Here is a 22324-nt window from a genome sequence, read left to right as displayed (position 1 = left end):
AGAAGAGGAGAATTCCTCTTCTTTTTGTTTGGAATAAAAACGTCAGCTAAAGAAGAAGCTCATGGAAAGAAGGCGCCGGGAAATGATTAAGGAAGTCATTGTCGTGGAGGGTAAAGACGATACAGTGGCGATTAAAAGAGCCGTTGAAGCGGATACGATCGAAACCGGGGGATCGGCCATCGGGCCTGTCGTGCTGCGCAAGATAGCGCTGGCTCAAGAGCGGCGGGGAGTCATTATCCTGACCGATCCCGATCATGCCGGGGAACGGATCCGCAAAATCGTGGCCGCCAAGGTTCCCGGCTGCAAGCACGCTTTTTTGACCGAGTCGGCCGCCACCAAGAAAGGCGATATCGGCGTCGAGAACGCCTCTCCGGAGGCTATCCGGGAAGCGCTGGCCCGGGTGCGCAGCGAAGTCCCTGAGGAGCAGCCCCAGATCGACTGGGAGGACCTGATGACCGCAGGGCTCATCGTCCATCCAAGAGCGTCGGACCGACGCCGGTTTATGGGCGAGGTGCTGGGCATCGGCTATTGCAACGGCAAGCAATTTCACAAACGTTTGGCGGTGTTCAGAATCAGCCGCGAGGAATTCGCGGATGCGCTGCGCCAATTGGAGGATAAAGGAGTTTAGTGGACATGAACAGGAGAGAAGAGGTCTCTACGCCCAGACGGACGAAGGAGATCATTCAGAAATACGGTTTTCAGTTTAAAAAGAGCCTCGGTCAGAACTTCCTGATCGATCAGAATATTCTCGGCAAAATCGTGGGGGCCGCCGGTTTGGACGCGTCCAAAGGAGCGCTGGAGATCGGTCCCGGCATCGGTGCTTTGACCGAGAAGCTTGCGGACGCCGCAGGCAAAGTTGTAGCCGTGGAGATCGATCAGCGGCTTCTGCCGATTCTCGGCGACGTGCTGCAGCCTTTTTCGCATGTTAAGGTGGTGCATGGCGATGTACTGAAGCTGGATCTGCAGCAGCTGTTCCAGGAGGAATTTAAGGACGTATCCGGAGTCAGCGTAGTCGCCAACCTGCCTTATTACGTGACGACGCCGATCCTGATGAAGCTGCTGGAGGAACGTCTGCCGCTGGAGAACATCGTGGTCATGATTCAGAAGGAGGTCGCTGAACGGATGGCGGCATCGCCGGGAGGCAAGGACTACGGCAGCCTCAGCATCGCCGTTCAGTATTTCAGCGAACCCGAGCTGGTTTGCGTTGTGCCGCATACCGTCTTTATTCCGCAGCCTAATGTCGATTCCGCGGTAATCCGCTTAAAAGTAAGGCAGGAACGGCCGGTTGAAGTTACGGATGAAGCTTTCTTTTTTAACGTGGTACAGGCCTCCTTCTCCCAGCGCCGCAAAACGATCGCCAACAACCTGAAAAGCCGCTTCTTTGCCAAAGGGGACCGGACCGAGCTGGAGCGCCTGCTGGATCTGGCCGACATCGAGCCCGTCCGCCGGGCGGAGACCCTCAGCCTGGAGGAATTTGCGCGGCTTGCGAATGTTTTCTACGAGGCGGGTCTGCGCTAAAAAGGAACCAATATCCTCAGACGCCCATACCATGGGAGAAGAGGTGATCGACTTGACGAATATAGGAGACCTGGTGGTCCGCCAATCCTACGGCCGGGATTTGACTTTCCGTGTCGAGGCTTTGGAGCGCAACCGGGCAATCATTAAAGGAACCGAATTCCGTTTGCTGGCCGACGCTCCCGTATATGACCTGGTTCCCGTGACCAGCGATGTCCCGACCGGAAAAGCCAAGGAAGCCCGCATTAAAGCGGCGGAAGGACTGCAGAAGCTGCAGCATGACCGCAAGTCGCTTGAGGAACAAAACCGGGCTTTGTTAGGGATAGAAAGGTCCGTCCTGCCAAGCGACTATTCCGCACAGTCTTATTTTGAAGTGCCTGGCATGGTGCTTCATTTGGACGGGGATCCGCTTTATTTAAAGAAGAGTATGGACTTGTACGAGAAGCTTCGCGTACCGGCTCAAGGCCACTATGTGAACGAAAAATCCATGGCCGACGCTTTATACCGCCTTCTGCCGAATGTAAGGCCCGATATCGTGGTTATTACCGGTCATGACGGCGTGCTCAAGAGCAGGCTTAACAATGACCTGTACAGCTTGTCCAGCTACAAAAATTCCCGCAGCTTCGTTGACGCTATTCAGGTGGCCCGTCAGTACGAGCGCAATTTTGATGCGCTGACGATCGTGGCCGGGGCCTGCCAGTCGCATTTTGAGGCTTTGCTGCAGGCCGGGGCCAATTTTGCCAGCTCCCCCGGGCGTATTTTGATTCATGCGCTGGATCCAGTCTACATTGCGGCTAAAGCGGCGTTTACCTCTGTTCGCGGGACCATTAACATCACGGATGTGCTGAAGCATACGATCAGCGGCATTCAGGGTGTCGGCGGTATCGAGACCCGCGGCAGCTACCGGATCGGGTTGCCGAAATTTCAGGATCTGAGCAAGTTGAACGTGGTACCGTCGGTAATGTAGGCATACAAAAACCCAGGCAAATAAACAAACATCAGTTCCCAGAAGGAACCGGCTGTTCAGCCGGTTCTTTTTATTGTTTTGCCAAAAATGCGGTGTTCAAAAAAAACTCTAATTTTCTTTGCATTACTTTCAATTTTCACGAAAATAACCGTTGACACTAAAGTTTTATCCCTGATATAATATAAAATTTGACTTTTAATATAGGTGGTGTTATAATAGGTTAGGAAAGAGGTGGTTACAGGTATGGCTAAAAATGCTTTATCTGATATCAAACACAGTCTTGATGCTTACGTAGGCCAGAAGATTACGCTTCGTGCGAACGGTGGCCGTCGCAAGACGGTGGAGCGCACAGGCATCCTGGAAGAAACCTACCCTTCTGTATTCATCGTTAAGCTGGATGAGGAGCAAGAGACTTCTAAAAGAGTGTCTTATAGTTATGCCGACGTCCTGACGGAAACCGTTGAGGTGACCCTGTTCCGGGATGGAAGCGAACCACAGATTTTTTCCTGAGACAGCATGAGATAACTTGCGGCGGCCCTGGAGGTCGCCTTTTTTCTGCCCCGAAAGGGGTATACATAGCCAAGGCCAGGGATTCCCGCGCATAGGACCCCCTCGGTCAAGCGAATACTGGTATCGTCCCTATAATCCATTATGGTCAGGAGGAAAAACGTCATGTCACGAAGAAGACGCAGCGTCATGTCCGAAAACCTGAAGGTCGAGCTTGCCAAGGAGCTGGGGTTTTACGATACGGTCCAGCAAGAGGGCTGGGGCGGCATTAAAGCCAAGGATGCGGGCAATATGGTGAAGAGAGCCATCGAGCTTGCCGAAAAAGCGGCCTCCGAACGCAAATAAGGATGAAAGGCAAGGTCTCCGGTCCTGTCCGGGGACTTTTCCTTTTTTGGCGTCAATAGACCTCCATCTGTTTGGAAAGAGGGGCAAATTGCCGTTCTCGAGCGTTCGTGTTTCCTTAGTTGGGAGAGAGGCCCACTTTCTGCTAAAATGGGGAAAAGAGGCAGGCATTCGCTTGTCAAAAGAATGGACTTTCCGCTTCCATTTCCCTATAATATGTTAAGTTGTTTAGTTGGACAGACTAAAGGTGGGTGAACGCCTTGAAAATTTACGAGAAGGCACCGGCTAAAATTAATTTGATGCTGGATGTATTACATAAAAGACCGGATGGGTACCATGAGGTTGAGATGGTCATGACGATGGTGGATCTGGCGGACCGGCTGGAAATGAGCGCGTTGCCGCGGGATACCATTATTATTTCTAGTCAGGCCGGGTATATTCCGTTAGATGAAAAAAATCTCGCTTTTCAGGCTGCGCGCCTGATCAAAGAGCGTTATAACGTCCGCAGCGGCGTTTATATTCATTTGGATAAACATATCCCGGTGGCCGCAGGGCTGGCCGGGGGAAGCAGCGATGCGGCGGCTACACTACGCGGCCTGAATCGGCTTTGGAACCTCGGCATCGGCGCCGAGGAGCTGCAGGAGCTTGGAGCCGAGCTGGGCTCCGACGTGCCCTTCTGCGTGACGGGCGGCACGGCCCTGGCTACAGGCCGGGGCGAAGTGCTTACGCAGCTCGAAAATCCGCCCCAGTGCTGGGTGATCCTGGCCAAGCTGCCGATCAACGTGTCGACGGCCGAGGTCTACGGCAAATTTCGGGTGGACCGGGTGAAGCAGCATCCTTCAGCCCAAGAGATGATTCAAGCCATTAACCGTCAATCCTTTGGCGACGTTTGCCGTCAGCTGGGCAATGTATTGGAGGATGTGACCTTTCAGCTTCATCCGGAAGTGCAGCAGCTGAAAGAAACGATGAAGCGGCTTGGCGCCGACGGGGTGCTTATGTCCGGAAGCGGTCCGACCGTTTTTGGGCTTGTTTCCAAAGAGGCGAAAGTGGCCCGCATTTATAACGGACTGCGGGGATTTTGCAAAGAAGTTTATGCCGTGCGGCTCCTAACTTAATGCCACAAACCCAAAATCCGGAATTTTATTTGATAAACACGTACAAAAATGATATTCTTTCTATAAAATATTCGGATTTTTAGCGAGGGGTTTTCGTGAAGAAGTTAAAAAGAAGCGCGCGTTTGGTGGAGATGACGGAATATTTGCTGGCCCGGCCGCATCAGTTGATTCCGCTCACGACTTTTGCCGACCAGTACGGGGCAGCCAAATCTTCGATCAGCGAAGACTTGGCCATTATCAAGGAAGTCTTTGAGGACGACGGCATGGGGGAATTGCAGACGCTTGCAGGAGCGGCGGGCGGCGTAAAGTTCATACCCAAGGTTGGCCGGAGCCAGGCACAGGCTTTTATCGACCAGTTATGTGAAAAGTTATCCGAACCGGACCGTATTTTGCCGGGGGAATATTTATATATGTCCGACCTCCTCGGTCTTCCCGGACTGATGAACGAGGCGGGTAAACTATTTGCCACCGTGTTTGGCAACCGTGAAATCGACGTCATCATGACGGTGGAAACCAAAGGCATTCCTCTGGCTTATGCTACGGGGGCACAGCTCAACCTGCCAGTTGTCTTGGTCAGACGGGACCATCAGGTGACGGAGGGTTCGGCGGTAAGCATCAATTATGTATCCGGTTCCCATAAGAGCCTGCATACGATGACTTTGTCGAGAAGGGCGCTGAAGGAAAAATCCCGGGTGCTCATCGTGGACGATTTTATGAAAGCGGGCGGCACTGTGCAGGGCATGGTCGATCTGCTGGCAGAGTTTAACGCTACGGTAGCGGGCGTAGGCGTCTTGGTGGAATCCGGGGCTGTAGAGACGGATCAGCGGCTTTTGCAGGATTATGTATCCTTGGCTTCGCTCGGAGCAGTAGACGCTAAAAACAAAAGCGTGACGGTTCATCCCGGAAATTATTTTGAACGGCTTTAAGCAAGCGTTTTAATTGAAGAAATAGTAAGGAATTCCAAGAAAACAGTCGAAATTTTGTGAAATTTGTCGAAATGTTTGGATTTTAAAAAAAAATTCCTGAATTTAGGTTAATTTGTTCGTTTAAAAAAGAGGAAATCGAATTGCTGTGTGGAATATTACACCAAGTCTTATTTGGAAAAAGGTGGTGAACACACATGCAAATTACGGACGTAAGACTCCGCCGAGTGAGCTCGGAAGGCAGAATGAAGGCCATTGCTTCCATTACCATTGACAACGAATTTGTCGTCCATGACATTCGCGTCATTGATGGGAACAACGGGATGTTTGTTGCTATGCCGAGCAAACGTACGCCGGATGGCGAATTCCGCGACATCGCTCATCCAATCTCTTCAGGAACGCGTGAGAAAATCCAAGCTGCAGTGCTTGCCGAATATGAGCGAGCCGCGCTGGATGAAGAAGTCATTGAAGAAGGAGCATAACCTTCTGTCGTTATTTTTTTCAAACTTAATTGGGGTTCAAGAAAAGAGGCCATGTCCCATGGTTCTCTTTTCTTTTTGTGCAGAATGAGATATATTCAGTATGGAGTTTAAGTGAAGGAGGACGGGGACTTGAAGAGATTAGCCATTGTTCTTGCCGCAGGGCAGGGCAAGCGCATGAAATCGAAACTATATAAGGTGCTCCATCCTGTCTGTGGTAAACCTATGGTTGGACATGTGCTGGACGCCGTGGACAAAGTCAATTGCGAGCGTAAGGTTGTCATCGTCGGCCACGGTGCGGAAGCCGTCAAGACCTATCTGGGAACAAAAGCAGAGTACGTATTACAAGAGCAGCAGCTGGGAACGGGTCACGCCGTTAAACAGGCGAAAGAACTCCTCGGAAGCGAGAACGGGACGACCGTCATCGTTTGCGGAGATACGCCTCTCGTGACGCCGGAAACGCTGGAGGCTCTTTTCGTGCATCATGAACAAACTGGCGCGGCTGCAACCGTGCTTACAGCTTCCATAGATGAACCTCATGGCTACGGCCGCGTGATCCGTGACGAAGCAGGTCATGTCAACCGGATCGTTGAGCAGAAGGATTGCTCCGAGGAGGAGAATCTTGTTAAGGAAATCAATACGGGCACGTATTGTTTCGACAATGCCAAACTTTTTGATGCTCTTGACAAGGTTACGAATCACAATGCCCAGCAGGAGTATTATTTGACCGATGTGATCGGTATTCTGGTCTCACAAGGTGAAAAGGCAGCCGCTTATATGACGGCTGATTATGCCGAATCTATCGGCGTTAACGACCGCGTGGCGCTTTCGGAAGCGGAAGGCTACATGCGTGCGCGCATTAATAAACGTCACATGATTGGCGGAGTGACCCTTATCGATCCAAGCTCGACCTATATCGGAGCCGATGTCGAGATCGGTGCGGATACCGTGATTTATCCGGGAACCGTGCTGAGCGGAAATACCAAAATCGGCGAGGACTGCGTCATCGGTCCACAAACGCAGATTGAAGACAGCGTGATCCATAATGGAGCTGCCGTCAAGCAATCCGTTCTTTCCAAAGCGGAGGTTGGCGCTTCCACTTCGGTTGGGCCTTTTGCTTATTTGCGTCCCGGTTCCGTTCTTGGGGAAGACGTCAAGGTCGGGGATTTTGTCGAGATTAAAAATGCAAAGCTGGGCAACGGCTCGAAGGTCTCTCACCTCAGTTACATCGGTGACGCTACTGTAGGCGAGAATGTAAATATCGGATGCGGTGCGATAACCGTAAACTACGATGGGTATAATAAGTCCATTACCGAAATCGGCGACGATGCTTTTATCGGCAGCAATGTGAATTTGATCGCACCGGTCAAAGTCGGCAAAGGCGCTTATGTGGTGGCCGGATCAACTATTACTCATTCCGTGCCCGATAACGATTTGGCCATTGCCCGCCAGCGTCAGGAGAACAAGCCGGGTTATGCCGAGAAGATCCGTGCCCGTGCCAAAGCCAAAAAAGAGAAACAAGACCGGAAATAAAAGGGGAAGCAAGATAAGAAGCCATTTCCATTGACGTCGGCTTGTCGGAGCAGCTTTTGCAGTACCGATTTTTATAATGACCTTACAGATTGTGATCTAGCAATCTATATAGCACGGAGGGTTTTTATTCATGACTTATTTTGATTCAAAGTTAAAAATATTCACCTGCAACTCCAACCCTAAGCTGGCTCATCAAATTGCGGATTACATCGGCATTCCGATGGGCGATTCGAATATTACCAGCTTCAGCGACGGCGAGATTCAGGTTAAGCTCTCCGAAAGTGTACGCGGTTCGCACGTTTATGTAGTCCAGTCTACTTGTGCGCCAGTTAACGATAATCTAATGGAGCTGCTTGTTATGGTGGATGCGTTGAAACGCGCTTCGGCCAAAAGTATAAATGTCGTTATTCCTTATTACGGTTATGCGCGTCAGGACCGTAAAGCCCGTTCCCGTGACCCGATTACAGCCAAGCTTGTGGCGAATCTGATCGAGAAAGCCGGAGCTCACCGCGTAATTACGATGGATCTCCATGCGATGCAGATTCAGGGCTTCTTCGATATTCCGGTTGACCATATGCTGGGCGTGCCGATCCTGGCACAGTACTTCCGTTCCAAGCATATCGAAAATCCGGTTGTCGTTTCCCCGGACCACGGCGGCGTTGTTAGGGCCCGCAAGCTTGCGGACTTCCTGAATGCTCCGCTTGCGATTATCGATAAACGCCGGCCTGAGCCTAATGTGAGTGAAGTCATGAATATTATCGGTCATATCGAAGGCAAGACAGCCATCCTGGTGGATGACATCATCGATACGGCTGGAACAATCGTTTTAGGTGCCAATGCCCTTAAAGAAGGGGGCGTCAAGGAAGTTTACGCTTGCTGTACCCACCCGGTTTTATCCGGTCCGGCTATGGAGCGTCTGGAAAACTCCCCGCTTAAAGAAGTCGTGGTTACCGACACGATCCCGATTACGCATCCGAACCCGACCAGCAAGCTGAAGGTTTTGTCCGTAGCTCCTTTGATGGGCGAAGCGATTATTCGCGTTCATGAAGAGTTGTCCATCAGCAAGCTGTTTGAAATTGAATAATCTGTACAGTCCGCATTAAGGGCTGAGCGGAAGCAATAAAAGGGGCTAATCTTCCCCAGGCGGGAGGATTAGCCCCTATATTGACGTAGCGGTATTCTTATTTGCAGGAACAAACAGCTCATCGTTAACAGCCGGACAGGTTCATATACAGCAGGCAAATTCAACAAGAGGGCCTTTTCGGGGACAAGGGGTCCAGGTCATTCATGAATGACCTGGACCCGGACCGCCTAGTAGCCGGGCCGTGAAATGAAGGTGAACATTTTCCGGTTGTAAAGCGTACCCTCGACCTCCACAAAAAAACGGTCGTAAGCCGTAACCCGGCCGATTTGCTCGTGTACGCCTTTGTAGTAAACCTGTACGGGTATAGACTGTTTGAGATGTTCGTCGAAATGGGAATCCACGATAAGTTCTGAGCCAAATGCTGGGGGGATACGTCTTCACCTTCTTCTGAATCAAATGCTCATCTCCGGTTTGTTTCCCTATTGTACCAAAGAACGGATAGGGATTAACAGGTTTTTCCCTGGAAGGAAGATAGCGTTATTTGTGAATAGAAAGGATTGTAGAGCGATGAAATGGATTGTAGGGCTTGGAAATCCGGGTCCCAAATATGAGAAGACTCGCCATAACATCGGCTGGATGGCCCTGGATGCCCTGGCCGCCCGCCACCAAATCGACATTAAACAAAATAAATGCAAGGCGCTGATAGGCGAAGGGAATATTGCCGGTACCAAAGTGTACCTGATTAAACCGATGACCTTCATGAATCTTTCCGGAGAATCGGTTCGCGCCTTTATGGATTATTATAAGGTTCCGCTTGAAGATTTAATCGTCGTCTACGATGATTTGGATACAGAAGTGGGTAAAATCCGGCTTCGTTACCAGGGAAGCTCAGGCGGACATAACGGAATTAAATCGATTATTCAGCATACGGGCACCCAAACGTTCAACCGGGTTCGCATGGGGATCTCCAGGCCGGAACCGGGTTATGCCATTATCGATTATGTGCTGGGGACGTTTCCGAAGAAAGAGGCGGATGCGCTGAAGTCTTCGATTGAGCAAACCTGTGATGCGCTGGAATTCAGCCTGCAGGCTACCTTTGAGCAAACTATGGCAAAATTTAACCGATAATTTCTCGTCGAACGGCTAGCAAGCAGGGCCTCCGGGCATAATGAAGGTATAAATCAACCTTCAGGAGGCATATACATGGCAGTACATTACGTTTGCAGACACTGTAAAACTCATATCGGGCGCATAGATTCGCCGTTTGTTTCCGAGGGCCAGCTCGGTTTTACCGCCTTGACCCCCGAAGAACGTAGAGATATAATAGCGTATGATTCCAATGGGGACATCACGGTGCGCGTTACGTGCGATTATTGCGCGGAAGCGATGGCGATGAATCCGGAGCTGGTGCTGGTGGGAACCCCGCTGCAGTAAGCGGTCAACCCCGGTTTGCAGATTTAGACCGCTGGATGATAAACGGAAGCTTATAGAAGCGGGAGCTTTCCGTGCTGTCTGTGAGCATTAGATCCTAGCAGCAGACTCATTGACAATAATGAAACGAATTCAGGAACGGTTATTATAGAGCCTTGGCCCTTTTGCTGAGGCTTATTTTGGTTAGTTATAAAAAGAACTTCGAAGGCAGCTGACGCGAGAGGATGCCTATCATGGCGAATGAGAGAGGTGCCGCTTTTGTTACAAGCACTTATACAAGCTTTTACTAAAGATTCCGACTTTGGATCGCTGGCCGCCGGCATTGATGCCGGCATGAAGGAACAGCTCGTTTCGGGATTGTCGGGTTCTTCCAGACAAATTATGCTGGCTGCCCTCCATGAACAAACGCAGCGTCCATTGCTCGTTGTAACTCATAATATGTTCTCGGCTCAAAAAATCGCAGATGATTTACAGGAAGCGCTTTCAACGGAAAAAGTGCTCCTATATCCCGCTAATGAGCTGGTAGCCGCAGAATCGGCCATTTCAAGCCCGGAGACGCTCTCCCAGCGGATCGACGTGCTGCTGAAATCCTCGAAGGGATTCCGCGGCATTATTGTCGTGCCTTATTCCGGCGTCCGGAAGCTGCTTCCTGCTCCGGGAGCGATGGCTGCGGCGGGTATTCAGGTCGAGCTGGGAGGAACGTTGCAGCTGGACTCTTTTTTGACGAAAATGATAGAGCTTGGCTATGAACGCGTAGAGCGCGTGGAATCGCGCGGGGAAATGAGCGTACGCGGGGGCATCGTCGATTTCTTTCCGCTGATGTCTCCGTCAGGGCTCGCTTACCGGATTGAGCTGTTTGACGAGGACGTGGATTCGATCCGGGTGTTTGATCCGGCCGATCAGCGTTCCGTGGAGCAGGTTAAGGAGATCTATATCGCGCCTTGCAAAGAGCTGATTGCGGAAGGTGAGCGTTTGGACCGGGCCGCGGAGCAGATCAGCCAGCGGTTGTCTGCCCAGCTTGAGAAAATGACGGACCGCCAGGCCAAAGGCCTGCTGCAGGGAGAAATTTCCCGCGAGATGGAGATGCTGCGCGAGCATGTTTATTTTGCAGACATTTATAAATACATCTCTTTGATTTATCCGGAGCATCATACCTTGTTCGACTATATGCCGGAAGATACGCTGCTTATCCTGGATGAGCCTGCCCGGCTTCTGGAGACGGCCAAGCAGCTTGAACGCGATGAGGCGGAATGGAATCTGCATTTGTTCCAGAATGGAAAAAGCCTGCCGGAGCTGCCGCTTTCCGTCCACAGCGATAAAGTGCTGTATCATCGGCCGTTCCAGACCTTGTTCCTGTCGATTTTCCTTCGCCAGGTGCCGCATACGCAGCCGCAAAATATCCTGAACTTCGTAACTCGCGGCATGCAGGACTTCCATGGGCAGATGAACGTGCTGAAATCCGAAATGGAGCGCTGGAAGAAAAGCGGCGCGGAAATCATCATGCTGGCCAGCAATGCCGAGCGTAAAGACCGGATGATCCGTGTCTTGGAAGACTACAGCATTCCGGAGCCTATGATTCTGCAGGGCAACCTGCAGACCGGTTTTGAACTGCCGGCCGCGCATTTGGTAGTCATTACCGAAGGCGAAATGTTTTCCCAGAAGCAGCGGAAGGTCCGCAAGGGCGGCCGCAGCATGGATAACGCGGAACGGATCAAAAGTTATACGGAGCTTAAAGTCGGCGATTACGTGGTTCACCAGAATCACGGGATCGGCAAATACATGGGCATCGGCACGCTTGAAGTCGGCGGGATCCACAAGGACTACATGCATATCCTTTATGCCGGGGGCGACAAGCTTTCGGTGCCGATCGAACAGATTGACCTGATTCAGAAATATGTCGGTTCGGAAGACAAGGAGCCGAAGGTATACAAGCTCGGAGGCAGCGAATGGACCCGGGTTAAAAACAAAGTCCGTTCTTCTGTGGAGGACATTGCCGACGACCTGATCAAGCTCTATGCGGAACGTCAGGCGACGGAGGGCTACGGCTTCGACAAGGACACGCCGGAGCAGCGCGAGTTCGAGAACATGTTCCCTTATGAAGAAACGCGCGATCAGCTTCGGGCGATTGAGGAAATCAAGAAAGATATGCAGAAAAAACGTCCCATGGACCGCCTGCTGTGCGGCGACGTGGGCTACGGCAAAACCGAGGTGGCCATCCGCGCCGCCTTTAAAGCCGCCATCGAAGGCAAACAGGTGGCGGTGCTGGTGCCGACCACCATCCTTGCCCAGCAGCACTACGAGACGTTCCGGGAGCGTTTTGCCGACTATCCTTTTAACATTCAGGTGCTTAGCCGTTTCCGCAGCCGCAAGGAGCAGAACGAGACGATTAAAGGCGTACGGGCAGGAACGGTCGACGTCGTGATCGGAACGCACCGGCTGCTGTCGCAGGACCTTGTGTTTAAGGATCTGGGCCTGCTTATTGTCGATGAGGAACAGCGTTTCGGCGTTACCCATAAAGAGAAGCTGAAGAGGCTGAAAGTGAACGTCGACGTGCTGACTCTTACCGCGACGCCAATTCCGCGGACTTTGCATATGTCCATGCTGGGCGTACGCGATTTGTCGGTCATCGAGACGCCGCCGGAGAACCGCTTCCCGGTTCAGACCTATGTGGTGGAGCACAGCCAGGCTTTGGTGCGTGAATCGATTGAGCGCGAATTGGCCCGGGGGGGGCAGGTTTATTATTTGTATAACCGCGTACAGGGCATTCAGGAGATGGCCGCGCAAATCTCGGCGCTTGTGCCTGAGGCGAGAGTCGGGATCGGCCATGGACAAATGTCGGAGCAGGAGCTGGAGAAGACGATCCTCGATTTTCTGGACGGAGAGTACGATGTGCTCGTCAGTACCAGCATCATTGAAACGGGCGTCGATATTCCGAACGTAAACACCCTGATCGTGCATGACGCGGACAAAATGGGCCTTTCCCAGCTGTATCAGCTGCGGGGCCGCGTAGGTCGTTCCAACCGGATCGCTTATGCCTACTTCACTTATCAGCGGGATAAATCGTTGACCGAAGTGGCGGAGAAACGCCTGCAGTCGATCAAGGAGTTCACCGAGCTCGGCTCCGGCTTCAAAATCGCGATGCGCGACCTTTCGATCCGCGGGGCGGGCAATCTGCTGGGGGCTGAGCAGCACGGCTTTATTGCCTCCGTCGGTTTTGATCTTTATTCGCAAATGCTGGCCGAAGAAATTCAGAAACGCAAAGTGACGATGCTGGGCGAAGAGGAGCCGGAGGACAAGAAGTGGAATACGACGCTCGATCTGGCGATCGACGCCTATCTTCCGCCTGAATATATTTACGACAGCGTACAGAAGATTGAAATTTATAAGAAAACGGCTGCCGTTTCCACGTTTGAAGAAGTATCCGAACTTGCGGATGAATTGATTGACCGCTTCGGGGAACCGCCTGCAGCGGTCAGCAACCTGCTGTCGGTGGCCCGTCTTAAGATTTACGGCAGAACTTACGGGATCGAGTCCATGAACCGGCGCGGCGATGACGTGGTTTTAAAATTTTATCCGCAAAAGGCCAAGGATATGGTTCCTTCCAAGCTGGCTGAGGTTGGCAATCAGTATGGAAGACGTGTACAATTTACTCAAGGGCCTGATCTGGTCATCCATATCAAAGCCAAAGGAATGGACGACAAGGAGATGCTGGAGCTGCTTGAGAAATTCCTGGGCTCTTTACAGCCGGTATTCAAATCGAAAGGGGAACTACAAGATGTTGCAAAATAAGAGGCGTTCCTGGAAAATCGCGTTTATTGCTCTGGTAGCCGTACTGAGCTTTGCCGTGGTGTTGTCAGGATGCAGCAAGAAAAACAATGCGGGCAATGCGCCTGAAAGTTCAAACAGCGCCGCTAACGGCGGCAGCAGTACTGCGGACAGCACTAAAGTGGTAGCTACTTACGACGGAGGCCAGATCACGGAGGGCGAATATGACCTCGAACAGCGGATTATGTTGATTCTTTCCCCCGAGATGGAGCAGTACGCATCCAACGACGATTTCCGCCAGTATTTGCTGAAACAGGAGATCGCTTATAAATACCTGGCTGCCAAAGCCGACGATAAAGAGAAGGAAGCGGGCGCCAAACAAGCGGATACCCAGCTTTCCCAAATCAAGACCCAGCTTGGCGATGAAGGTTTTGCAAGCATGCTGAAGGAACAAAACGTCACCGAGCAGCAATTTAAGGACTATATGGTCCGTATTTTTACCGTGGTGCAAACCGAAACCTCCAAAGTTACCGATGATGAAGTGAAAAAACAATTCGAAGCGACCAAAGACGATTACACCGTTGCTTCTGTACGCCATATTCTGATTACCTTTGAAGATGCCGAAGGCCAAGAGCGTTCGAAGGATGATGCCCTGAAGCTGGCTAAAGAGGTTAAAGCCAAGCTGGATGCCGACGGCGGCAAAAACTTCGCCGACCTGGCCAAGCAGTATTCCGAAGATCCGGGCTCTAAAGACAACGGCGGCCTGTATGAAAATACGGAAGTCAGCACTTGGGTAGATGAATTTAAAAAGGCTGCGCTGACCCTTCCGCTCAATACGATCAGCGATCCTGTAGAGACAAGCTACGGTTACCACATTATGCGCGTTGAATCCCGCCAGGCTAAAACGTTCGAGGATTTGACCGCCGAGCAGAAAGATACCATCAAGAATACGATCGGTTCCCAAAAGCTGGACGAGTTCATGTCGGGCGATCTGGAAAGCAAGATCATCAAAAAGATCGACCTGCCTAAAGTGGCGGCTCCTTCCGCCGGCGCCGACGCGGGCAGCGGGACAAGCCCTTCCGCTCCGGCTGAAAGCGCGGCACCGGAAACGTCTGCTTCGCCAGACTCTTCAAAGTAACAAATCGGAGACCTTAAACGTATATAAAATATTCGCAAGCTTGAGGACGATACCTGACCGGGTATCGTCCTTTTTGTAAGCCTCTAAGGACTTAAAGAGGCAGCGGGCTTTCGGGGCTTGGCGAGGGGTTAATTTGTCATTGCCGGAGAGACCTTCCCGATTTAACAGGCTGATGAATAAGGAATTGGGAACAGATGAATACTATGGTCAAGAATTTAACCAAACTTGGAACTTCTAATGAGCCGGTAAGACGTCAACAAACAGGCTCCCTGCACAGGGCGGAGGATTGGCTGGATACCGGAAGCGTTCGGGCGTCCTGAAGTTATGGTCTGTATTCCAAAAAAAACAAATAGCACCCCGGTGCGTTTGCTAAAGCTTCACCTCCACACCGTAGTCCAATACTTCTTAAGAAAGCGAGGCAACATGTTATGAAAGCTACTGGTATAGTGCGCCGTATTGATGATCTCGGAAGGGTGGTTATTCCTAAGGAAATCCGCCGTACGCTCCGCATTCGTGAAGGAGACCCGCTTGAGATTTTTGTGGATCGGGACGGGGAAGTCATTTTGAAGAAATATTCGCCAATCGGCGAACTGGGTGATTTCGCAAAAGAATACGCGGAATCCCTTTATGAAAGTACTGGCCATATTACGCTTATTTCGGACCGCGACACGTTAATCGCCGTTGCCGGTGCGTCCAAAAAGGAATATCTGGACAAGCAGGTCGGGCCGCTGCTCGAAAACTGCATGGACGGCCGCAAGTCCGTCATGGAAACCAATACGGGTTCCTATGAATTAACGAAAGATCATTCGGAGAAAATCTCCACCTTTGTCATCGCCCCGATTATTGCGGGCGGAGATCCTATCGGCACTGTCGTGCTGCTGAACAAAGACGAATCCGTCAAAATGTCCCAGTTGGAGACCAAAATGGCGGAAACTGCTGCCGGCTTCCTTGCGAAGCAGATGGAGCAGTAGAAATACGCTTGCTGACAAAAGCTCCTGCCCGTTTCCCCCTTGCTGAAGGGAGAATCGGACCACAGGAGCTTTTGCATGTCCGGGAAACCTTTTATAATGGACTTTGATCTACACCGGGCTACCGGAATAACTAACCTTATAAAAGGCGGCCAGGCAGTCAGTAGGGCTGCAGGGCTACAGGAAAGAGGACCATGAAACCATCATCGGCGGCATCAAAGCTGTTAAAGGGGGCGGCGCTACTTGGACTGGCAGCTATCGTCTCGAAACTGCTCGGCACCCTGCAAAAGATTCCGCTTCAAAACCTGGGCGGGGACGGGGTTTTTGGCATTTATAATACGGTATATCCTTTCTATACGCTGCTCGTGACTTTGGCTACGGCCGGTTTTCCGTCGGCCGTTTCGAAGTTCGTGGCGGAACGCGAAGCAGACCAGGATGAACGCGGCGCGCGGGAGGTGCTGAAAATCTCGGCCTTCATCATGATGGCGCTGGGTTTGATCGGAAGCCTCCTGCTATTCTTCGGCGCCTCCTTGCTTGCCGACTGGATCGGCAGCAGGCAGCTGGTTCCGGCGCTCCGCGCATCAGCGCCGGCCCTGCTGTTCGTCCCCGCGTCTGCCGCACTTCGCGGCTATTTCCAGGGACAGCAGAATATGCTGCCGACGGCTGTCTCACAGGTAAGCGAACAGGCCATACGGGTGGCTACGATGATTTTGCTGCTGCTTTATTTGACTTCGCTCGGCGTCTCCGATGCTTCCATTGCCGGCGGAGCCATGTTTGGTTCGGCGGCGGGCGGCGCGGCCGGACTTATCGCTATGCTGCTCTTTTGGCGGAGCGCTAAGAAGAAGACCTCCTCTAAAGGCGGCGTGGCGTCCCTGCAAGGGCAAAGGTTAGACCCGCTTCAGCTGCAGCCAAATCCGCTGGGGCAATCCGTACAATCGGCCAATCGGTCGCATACAGGGGGAGAGCAGGCAAATCACCGGAGCATTCGGCTGATCAAACCTCTTTTGGCCTACGCGCTTCCGATTTGTCTTGCGGCTCTGGCTGTCCCGCTGCTTAGTCTGGTGGACACTTTCACGCTTCCAAGGCTGCTCGCGGAGTGCCACACATCCGTAATGGAGCAAATCGGAATATATAACCGCGGGATTCCGCTGGTGCAGCTCATCAATATGATGGCGACTTCCCTGTCCGTTTTGTTCATTCCGGCTATGGCTGAGCTTAAATATAAGGGTGACATCAAGGCGGCGGCGGGCCAGGCGGGGACGGCGCTGCGCTGGTTCTGGCTGATCGGCTGCGCCGCTTCGGTAGGGCTTGGAGCGCTTGCGGAACCGATTAATATTATGCTGTACAAAAATAACACAGGCAGCGATACGCTGCTCTGGCTGGCTTTTACGGCGGCACCGGCGGCCATGGCCACGGTCTCGGCCGCCCTGCTGCAGGGGCTGGGCACGGTCAGGGCCCCTGCCCTGGCGATGGTGCTCGCCGCCGTGTTGAAGGCGGTGCTGAACGTGCTGCTCGTGCCGGAGCTGGGCGTCGACGGCGCGGCCCTCGCGGGGCTCGCCGCGTATGGGCTCGCGGCGGGCCTGAACCTGGCGCTGCTGGCGCGGCGCCTGGGATTTGCGCCGTCCCTGCGGACGGCGCTGTGGCGCCCGCTGCTGGCCCTTGCGGCCATGGCAGCGGCAGTGCTGCTCCTGCGGCTCGGCTTCGCCGCCGCAGGGCTGAACGGCCGGCGGCTTGATGCGGCCGCCGAAAGCGTGCTCGGCGTCGGGCTGGGCGCCGCCGTGTTCCTGGCCGCAGCGCTGCGCCTGCGGCTGATTAACGGGGCGGAGCTGGCCGCCCTGCCCCGGATCGGGCCCAAGCTTGCCGCTGTGCTGGGCAAGCTGCGCCTGCTCCCCCGGCAATAGCCAGGCCTTTGCCGGACCGTGCCTTTTTCGCTTCGTCCCTTCTCCGAGGCTTCCCGAAAGTTTGGTGCTGGCCGGCTGCAAGTGATATAGTGGTCGTAATGGATAAGTGTCCACATGAAATGGAGCGCCGGGGAGTGAGTGAGAGTGAAGGGAACGATAACCGTGGTCGGTCTGGGATCGGGCGATCCGGACCGGCTGACCTTGGGGAATTTAAAGAAACTTCAGGAAGCGGACAAGCTTTACGTCCGGACGAAGGATCATCCGGTGCTGGACTGGCTGGCGGCTTCTGGGGTAACCTTCGAGTCTTTCGACAGCGTTTATGAAGCTAACGACGATTTTCCGTCCGTTTACAGCGAGATTGCTGAACGTCTGATCACGGAGGTCTTAAAAGACGAAATATCGTCGATTACCTATGCGGTTCCGGGCCATCCGATGGTGGCTGAAGCAACGGTGAAGCTGCTTAGGGAAAAATGCCCGGAACAGAACATCCGGCTGGATGTTGTAGGCGGAGAAAGCTTCCTCGACGAGGCTTTTGCGCGCCTCGGGTTTGATCCGATTGAAGGCTTTCAGCTGCTGGATGCGGCGGGACTGGCCATGCAGGATTTGAAGCCGAATTTGCATACCCTGATCGGACAAGTGTATGATGCCTTTACGGCCTCGGATGTGAAGCTTAGCTTGATGGAGCTCTATCCGGAGGACTACGAGGTGGTTGTCGGCCATGCCCTCGGGGTAGAAGGCCAAGAGCAGATCCTGAAGGTGCCTTTGTATGAGCTTGACCGGATTCAGGACTACGGCAATCTTTCGCTGATCTACGTTCCGCGGAGCGATGACGACAGATTGCAGATGAAGAGTTTTGCGCGGCTGCATGAGATTGTCGAGATTTTGCGCAGTCCGGGCGGATGCCCTTGGGACCGGGAACAGACGCACAGCTCCTTGCGGAGAAATCTGATCGAAGAGGCCTACGAAGTGCTGGAAACGATCGACGAGGATGATCCTGAGCATATGCAGGAGGAGCTTGGGGATTTGCTGCTTCAAGTGATGCTGCATTCGCAAATGGAAGAAGAAGAGGGGACGTTTACCGTTTATGACGTGATTGGAACCCTTAACGAAAAACTCATCTTCCGTCATCCTCACGTATTTGGCGACCGGAGCGCCGGCGATGCCGCGGAAGCTCTCGGCAATTGGGAGGCCATGAAGGCGGAGGAGAAACGCCGCAAAGGCCTGAACCCGGAAGCCATGTCCGCGCTGGACGGCGTGCCGCGCGATCTGCCGGCCCTGATGAAGGCCTACAAGCTGCAGAAGAAAGCCGCTAAAGTCGGCTTCGACTGGCCGGATGCCACAGGTGCTTTGGCCAAGATGGAAGAGGAGCTGTCTGAGCTCAAAAAGGCGGTTGAACAGGGGCTGCCAGCCTCGGAAATCGAGCTGGAGCTGGGCGATGTCCTGTTTTCGGTCGTGAACGCGGCCCGATTTGTCGGCGCCGACCCGGAGGAAGCCTTGTCGAGAACGAACCGCAAGTTTGTTGCCCGTTTCCGTTACGTGGAGGACAAGCTAAGGGAACAAGGCTCGGCTCCGGGGGAAAGCACGCTGGCCGAAATGGACAAGCTTTGGGATGAAGCCAAGGAGCTTGAACGATCGGAGAGCTAAACGGAGAAGCCTGGCCCGGGGAATCCTTTACCCGCCCTTTTGCGCCGAAGCTCTTTCCGCAGCCTCTCGCTTTCGTTCCAAAAGCCTGGAAGTCTTTGCGGCTCAAGGCCTGAACAAAGAAGAGCCTGACTGAATTGAAGGCTTTCAAGGGATGGGATCGTCCTTCGACGAAGGACTCGACAAAATATTTTGTCGGACGGGCAGGATTTTGATAAGGAAACAAGAATTAGTATTTATGTCGGGACCCGGAACCCGGAAAAATTTCCGTTCCGGAGCTTGGCTGTCCGTAACCGGTGGAAACATCGGACGGACGAGGAGAAGAACTATTTTTTGGAATTTGGGAGGCTTTTAAACATGAACAAACAAGATCTGATCAACAATATTGCAGGCAAAAGCGGTTTGACCAAACGCGACGTAGAAGTCGTATTGAATGGTCTGCTCAGCGAAATCACCGATGCTCTTTCCGGCGGCGACAAGGTTCAGCTCATCGGCTTCGGTACTTTCGAAACTCGCAAACGCTCCGGACGTACCGGCCGTAACCCGCAAACCGGCGGAACGATCGAAATTCCTGAAGCTAACGTTCCTGCATTCAAAGCGGGCAACAAACTTAAAGAAGCTGTTAAGTAATGCGCTTAGATAAATTCTTGAAGGTGTCGCGTCTGATCAAGCGGCGTACCGTTGCCAAAGACGTTTCGGAGCAAGGCCGCGTGATCATCAACGGCCGCGAAGCGAAACCGAGCAGTACGGTTAAAATCGGAGACGAAATAACCGTTCAGTTCGGTCAGAAGCTGGTGACCGTTCGCGTAGAGCGTTTGGCCGAAACGACCCGCAAGGATGAGGCGGCAACGATGTATACCGTGGTGAAGGAAGAGCCGATTGCCAAGAGCAGCGGATTGGACTGGTAACCTGCGGACCTTTAGGCGGGAACTCGTTTTCCGCTTAAGACCGATGAAGAAGCATATCCCCGGGATATGCTTCTTTTCTTTTTTTCAGGACGGAACTAATTGTTCTAAAGCCTTGTATCGCTCCATAAGCTTATCAATAGAAGGAGGGGTACAGGCCATGATCGAGACGGGTAAAACCAATAACAAGGTGCAAGACATCAGGTTACATAGCCGCAAGCTGCTAGAAATCTCGGGAGTTAATAATGTCGAAAGCTTCGACAATGAAGAGTTTTTATTGCAGACCGAACTGGGCCATTTGACGATTCGCGGCTCGAATCTCCACATTAAGAATTTGAATCTGGAACAGGGATTTGTCTCCATTGAAGGCACGGTCAATTCCTTGTCCTACTTGAATCCGGGCTCCCAACCCAAAAATAAAGGACTGCTGGGCAAACTTCTGCGATGAACCTGGAGATGCAATGGATAACGCTGCTGTGGATGCTCGTCTCGGGCTGCGTGCTGGGAGTCGTTTTCGACGGTGTAAGGATTGTCGAAACCAGGTACCGGTTTCCGAGATGGAGCATTCATGCGCTTGATCTGATCTATTGGATCTGGGCAGCGCTTTACGTATTCCGCACTTTGTACCACAGCAATCACGGGGAGCTAAGGTTTTATGTGTTTTTAGGACTATTCCTAGGAATATTGATCTATTTTTGGATGTTAAGTGTTCCGGCCGCACGTTTTGTGTTAATGTTATTGAAGGTAGTGGACAAGGTATATTTCACCTGCGTACGTCTGGTGCAGATTCTAATCATCGGACCGCTCAGGTTTGTCCTGAAAGCTGCCAAACTTCTGCTCGGGTTCCTGTGGGTAACGCTGCTATTCCTGCTTCGGATGCTGCTCCCTATCTGGAAACTGCTGAAGTTTTTCCTTCTTCCGCTCGTTCGGAGGCTGAAGCTGCCCGCTGCTTGGCAATGGGTGATTCATAAGGCTGAAGCAATCCGCAACTGGTGGTTCAGAAAGCAATAACGAACAAGACGGAGGGATTCGCATGCGTGCTGCGTCCACTGCAAATCAACGGGAACAGAAAACAACCAGCAACGCCGGTGCCAAGAGAAGGCTCAGGTTGTGGTTTTGTTTTGTCATTCTTTTTGTAGGTTGGGCAGGTTATGCGTTTTATTCCCAGGCGTCTGAGCTGGATGATAAATCCAAACAGCTCCAAGAGGTTCGTGCCCAGGAGAAGGTAACTCAAGATAATTTGAATCAGATCAAATACGAAATTAACCGTCTGAATGATCCGGAATACATCGGTCAGCTCGCCCGTAAAAAATATGGCTTGTACAAGCCGGGGGAAACGCCGATCAGAAAGTCAACGGACGGGAATTGAACATAATATAGATTAAGGGTCCTCACCCGGGACTTTCCTTGCTATAACAGGCTTCCGACTGGTTGACCTGTTATGTGTCATTGGGTATAATCAAATCACCGCAGCAGAGTACCTAAAGTCTTGCTGTATATTTTTAAGGGAGGATCATTTTATTTTATGGCAATTGAAGTGGGCACCAAGTTAGAGGGTAAAGTGACAGGCATCACGCATTTTGGAGCATTTGTGGATCTGTCAGGAGGTGTCACGGGTCTCGTTCACATCTCGGAAATCGCCGATAATTATGTTAAAGATGTCAACGACCACCTGAAGCTTAACGACGTTGTGACCGTCAAAGTAATCAATGTTGATAAGGACGGCAAGATCGGATTGTCGATTAAGCAGGCCGTTGATAAGCCGGTTGAATCCACGCCAAGACCTCCTCGCGCACCAAGACCGGATCGTCAAGGCGGAGACTTCGGTGGAAACGGCGGCGGTGGCGGCGGTTATAACCGTGATCGTGGCGGACGTTCTTTTAAACCTCCAGCCGGCAAGACTTCATTTGAAGATAAGGTGTCACGCTTCCTGAAGGATAGTGAAGAACGCATTTCGTCGCTGAAGAAGAACACCGAAGGCAAACGCGGTGGACGCGGCGCGAAACGCATGTAGTTGTACCCTATATAATTCAAAACCGTAGGCGCTATTTTAGCGCGCTGCGGTTTTTTTGTGCCGTGTTTTGGCCATTGGCTGCGAAAGATCCGTTTC

Annotated in this window: 24 protein-coding genes; 23 read left to right on the top strand and 1 reads right to left on the bottom strand. The window is 52.4% G+C overall.

What is annotated here, in order from left to right; all coding sequences use genetic code 11:
• The first annotated feature begins 82 nt into the window (after positions 1-82).
• The 10 genes from rnmV (at position 83) to AC3ZPD_RS22275 (ending at position 8465) form a co-directional block, all read left to right on the top strand.
• Positions 83-628 carry a ribonuclease M5 gene (rnmV, locus tag AC3ZPD_RS22320; protein WP_490986446.1) on the top strand — a complete coding sequence of 182 codons (546 nt, stop codon included), beginning with the start codon at positions 83-85 and terminating at the stop codon, positions 626-628.
• A gap of 5 nt (positions 629-633) precedes the next feature.
• Positions 634-1518 (top strand): 16S rRNA (adenine(1518)-N(6)/adenine(1519)-N(6))-dimethyltransferase RsmA, encoded by an 885-nt coding sequence (rsmA, locus tag AC3ZPD_RS22315; RefSeq protein WP_490986445.1) that lies wholly within the window; start codon positions 634-636, stop codon positions 1516-1518.
• A 52-nt stretch (positions 1519-1570) separates the two neighbouring features.
• Positions 1571-2482 (top strand): sporulation peptidase YabG, encoded by a 912-nt coding sequence (yabG, locus tag AC3ZPD_RS22310; RefSeq protein ID WP_490986444.1) that lies wholly within the window; start codon positions 1571-1573, stop codon positions 2480-2482.
• A 243-nt stretch (positions 2483-2725) separates the two neighbouring features.
• The gene (veg, locus tag AC3ZPD_RS22305) at positions 2726-2992 is read left to right on the top strand and encodes a biofilm formation stimulator Veg (protein WP_490986443.1); all 267 of its coding nucleotides are present in this window, start codon (positions 2726-2728) and stop codon (positions 2990-2992) included.
• Between the two features lie 162 nt (positions 2993-3154).
• Positions 3155-3334 (top strand): small, acid-soluble spore protein, alpha/beta type, encoded by a 180-nt coding sequence (locus AC3ZPD_RS22300; protein ID WP_490986442.1) that lies wholly within the window; start codon positions 3155-3157, stop codon positions 3332-3334.
• A gap of 257 nt (positions 3335-3591) precedes the next feature.
• Positions 3592-4446: a 4-(cytidine 5'-diphospho)-2-C-methyl-D-erythritol kinase gene (gene ispE, locus AC3ZPD_RS22295; RefSeq protein WP_490986441.1), complete on the top strand. Its 855-nt coding sequence runs from the start codon at positions 3592-3594 to the stop codon at positions 4444-4446.
• A gap of 95 nt (positions 4447-4541) precedes the next feature.
• Entirely contained in the window at positions 4542-5372 is an 831-nt protein-coding gene (purR, locus tag AC3ZPD_RS22290) for a pur operon repressor (protein WP_490986440.1), read from the top strand.
• 194 nt (positions 5373-5566) lie between these two features.
• Positions 5567-5851 carry a septation regulator SpoVG gene (spoVG, locus tag AC3ZPD_RS22285; RefSeq protein WP_490986439.1) on the top strand — a complete coding sequence of 95 codons (285 nt, stop codon included), beginning with the start codon at positions 5567-5569 and terminating at the stop codon, positions 5849-5851.
• Between the two features lie 129 nt (positions 5852-5980).
• Complete coding sequence (gene glmU / locus AC3ZPD_RS22280; RefSeq protein ID WP_490986438.1) at positions 5981-7381, top strand: bifunctional UDP-N-acetylglucosamine diphosphorylase/glucosamine-1-phosphate N-acetyltransferase GlmU; 1401 nt, start codon at positions 5981-5983, stop codon at positions 7379-7381.
• Between the two features lie 130 nt (positions 7382-7511).
• Positions 7512-8465: a ribose-phosphate diphosphokinase gene (locus AC3ZPD_RS22275; protein ID WP_490986437.1), complete on the top strand. Its 954-nt coding sequence runs from the start codon at positions 7512-7514 to the stop codon at positions 8463-8465.
• Between the two features lie 227 nt (positions 8466-8692).
• Here AC3ZPD_RS22275 and AC3ZPD_RS22270 read toward each other — a convergent pair whose 3' ends face one another.
• Positions 8693-8866, bottom strand: a complete 174-nt coding sequence (locus AC3ZPD_RS22270; RefSeq protein WP_490986436.1) for a hypothetical protein — start codon at positions 8864-8866, stop codon at positions 8693-8695.
• A gap of 166 nt (positions 8867-9032) precedes the next feature.
• Here AC3ZPD_RS22270 and pth point away from each other — a divergent pair, with 166 nt between their 5' ends.
• The 13 genes from pth to AC3ZPD_RS22205 all read left to right on the top strand — a co-directional run bounded on the left by pth (position 9033) and on the right by AC3ZPD_RS22205 (position 22228).
• Positions 9033-9593, top strand: a complete 561-nt coding sequence (gene pth / locus AC3ZPD_RS22265) for an aminoacyl-tRNA hydrolase (protein ID WP_490986435.1) — start codon at positions 9033-9035, stop codon at positions 9591-9593.
• A 75-nt stretch (positions 9594-9668) separates the two neighbouring features.
• The gene (locus AC3ZPD_RS22260) at positions 9669-9899 is read left to right on the top strand and encodes an anti-sigma-F factor Fin (protein ID WP_490986434.1); all 231 of its coding nucleotides are present in this window, start codon (positions 9669-9671) and stop codon (positions 9897-9899) included.
• A 255-nt stretch (positions 9900-10154) separates the two neighbouring features.
• Positions 10155-13685 carry a transcription-repair coupling factor gene (mfd, locus tag AC3ZPD_RS22255; protein WP_490986433.1) on the top strand — a complete coding sequence of 1177 codons (3531 nt, stop codon included), beginning with the start codon at positions 10155-10157 and terminating at the stop codon, positions 13683-13685.
• Positions 13672-14799: a peptidylprolyl isomerase gene (locus tag AC3ZPD_RS22250; protein ID WP_490986432.1), complete on the top strand. Its 1128-nt coding sequence runs from the start codon at positions 13672-13674 to the stop codon at positions 14797-14799. The genes mfd and AC3ZPD_RS22250 overlap by 14 nt, the downstream gene beginning before the upstream one ends.
• A gap of 428 nt (positions 14800-15227) precedes the next feature.
• Positions 15228-15770, top strand: coding sequence for a stage V sporulation protein T (gene spoVT, locus AC3ZPD_RS22245; RefSeq protein ID WP_490986431.1), 543 nt, complete (start codon positions 15228-15230; stop codon positions 15768-15770).
• A 191-nt stretch (positions 15771-15961) separates the two neighbouring features.
• On the top strand, positions 15962-17668 hold the full coding sequence (locus AC3ZPD_RS22240; RefSeq protein WP_490986430.1) for a putative polysaccharide biosynthesis protein: 1707 nt from the start codon (positions 15962-15964) through the stop codon (positions 17666-17668).
• Between the two features lie 144 nt (positions 17669-17812).
• Complete coding sequence (gene yabN / locus AC3ZPD_RS22235) at positions 17813-19312, top strand: bifunctional methyltransferase/pyrophosphohydrolase YabN (protein ID WP_490986429.1); 1500 nt, start codon at positions 17813-17815, stop codon at positions 19310-19312.
• Between the two features lie 189 nt (positions 19313-19501).
• Positions 19502-19939: an HU family DNA-binding protein gene (locus tag AC3ZPD_RS22230; protein ID WP_490986428.1), complete on the top strand. Its 438-nt coding sequence runs from the start codon at positions 19502-19504 to the stop codon at positions 19937-19939.
• Positions 19939-20217: an RNA-binding S4 domain-containing protein gene (locus AC3ZPD_RS22225; protein WP_490986427.1), complete on the top strand. Its 279-nt coding sequence runs from the start codon at positions 19939-19941 to the stop codon at positions 20215-20217. Before AC3ZPD_RS22230 ends, AC3ZPD_RS22225 begins: the two co-directional genes overlap by 1 nt.
• 157 nt (positions 20218-20374) lie before the next feature.
• Positions 20375-20662 (top strand): sporulation protein YabP, encoded by a 288-nt coding sequence (yabP, locus tag AC3ZPD_RS22220; RefSeq protein ID WP_490986426.1) that lies wholly within the window; start codon positions 20375-20377, stop codon positions 20660-20662.
• Positions 20659-21225, top strand: coding sequence for a spore cortex biosynthesis protein YabQ (gene yabQ / locus AC3ZPD_RS22215; protein WP_490986425.1), 567 nt, complete (start codon positions 20659-20661; stop codon positions 21223-21225). Before yabP ends, yabQ begins: the two co-directional genes overlap by 4 nt.
• 22 nt (positions 21226-21247) lie before the next feature.
• On the top strand, positions 21248-21583 hold the full coding sequence (locus AC3ZPD_RS22210) for an FtsB family cell division protein (RefSeq protein WP_490986424.1): 336 nt from the start codon (positions 21248-21250) through the stop codon (positions 21581-21583).
• A gap of 156 nt (positions 21584-21739) precedes the next feature.
• Positions 21740-22228, top strand: a complete 489-nt coding sequence (locus AC3ZPD_RS22205) for a S1 domain-containing RNA-binding protein (RefSeq protein ID WP_068698958.1) — start codon at positions 21740-21742, stop codon at positions 22226-22228.
• The last annotated feature ends 96 nt before the right edge of the window (positions 22229-22324 follow it).

It is taken from the genome of Paenibacillus mobilis (assembly GCF_058267595.1).
Note: the sequence above shows the minus strand (reverse complement) of the source record. Positions and strands in the feature narration are given on the sequence as shown.

Bases quoted from the DNA above. Each gene is read 5' to 3' on its own strand.
- AC3ZPD_RS22300 (WP_490986442.1), top strand. From the start codon at position 3,155: ATGTCACGAAGAAGACGCAGCGTCATGTCCGAAAACCTGAAGGTCGAG.
- yabP (WP_490986426.1), top strand. From the start codon at position 20,375: ATGATCGAGACGGGTAAAACCAATAACAAGGTGCAAGACATCAGGTTA.
- AC3ZPD_RS22275 (WP_490986437.1), top strand. From the start codon at position 7,512: ATGACTTATTTTGATTCAAAGTTAAAAATATTCACCTGCAACTCCAAC.
- pth (WP_490986435.1), top strand. From the start codon at position 9,033: ATGAAATGGATTGTAGGGCTTGGAAATCCGGGTCCCAAATATGAGAAG.
- veg (WP_490986443.1), top strand. From the start codon at position 2,726: ATGGCTAAAAATGCTTTATCTGATATCAAACACAGTCTTGATGCTTAC.
- AC3ZPD_RS22250 (WP_490986432.1), top strand. From the start codon at position 13,672: ATGTTGCAAAATAAGAGGCGTTCCTGGAAAATCGCGTTTATTGCTCTG.
- AC3ZPD_RS22240 (WP_490986430.1), top strand. From the start codon at position 15,962: ATGAAACCATCATCGGCGGCATCAAAGCTGTTAAAGGGGGCGGCGCTA.
- rnmV (WP_490986446.1), top strand. From the start codon at position 83: ATGATTAAGGAAGTCATTGTCGTGGAGGGTAAAGACGATACAGTGGCG.
- spoVT (WP_490986431.1), top strand. From the start codon at position 15,228: ATGAAAGCTACTGGTATAGTGCGCCGTATTGATGATCTCGGAAGGGTG.
- AC3ZPD_RS22210 (WP_490986424.1), top strand. From the start codon at position 21,248: ATGCGTGCTGCGTCCACTGCAAATCAACGGGAACAGAAAACAACCAGC.
- AC3ZPD_RS22225 (WP_490986427.1), top strand. From the start codon at position 19,939: ATGCGCTTAGATAAATTCTTGAAGGTGTCGCGTCTGATCAAGCGGCGT.
- yabQ (WP_490986425.1), top strand. From the start codon at position 20,659: ATGAACCTGGAGATGCAATGGATAACGCTGCTGTGGATGCTCGTCTCG.
- AC3ZPD_RS22260 (WP_490986434.1), top strand. From the start codon at position 9,669: ATGGCAGTACATTACGTTTGCAGACACTGTAAAACTCATATCGGGCGC.
- AC3ZPD_RS22205 (WP_068698958.1), top strand. From the start codon at position 21,740: ATGGCAATTGAAGTGGGCACCAAGTTAGAGGGTAAAGTGACAGGCATC.
- spoVG (WP_490986439.1), top strand. From the start codon at position 5,567: ATGCAAATTACGGACGTAAGACTCCGCCGAGTGAGCTCGGAAGGCAGA.
- rsmA (WP_490986445.1), top strand. From the start codon at position 634: ATGAACAGGAGAGAAGAGGTCTCTACGCCCAGACGGACGAAGGAGATC.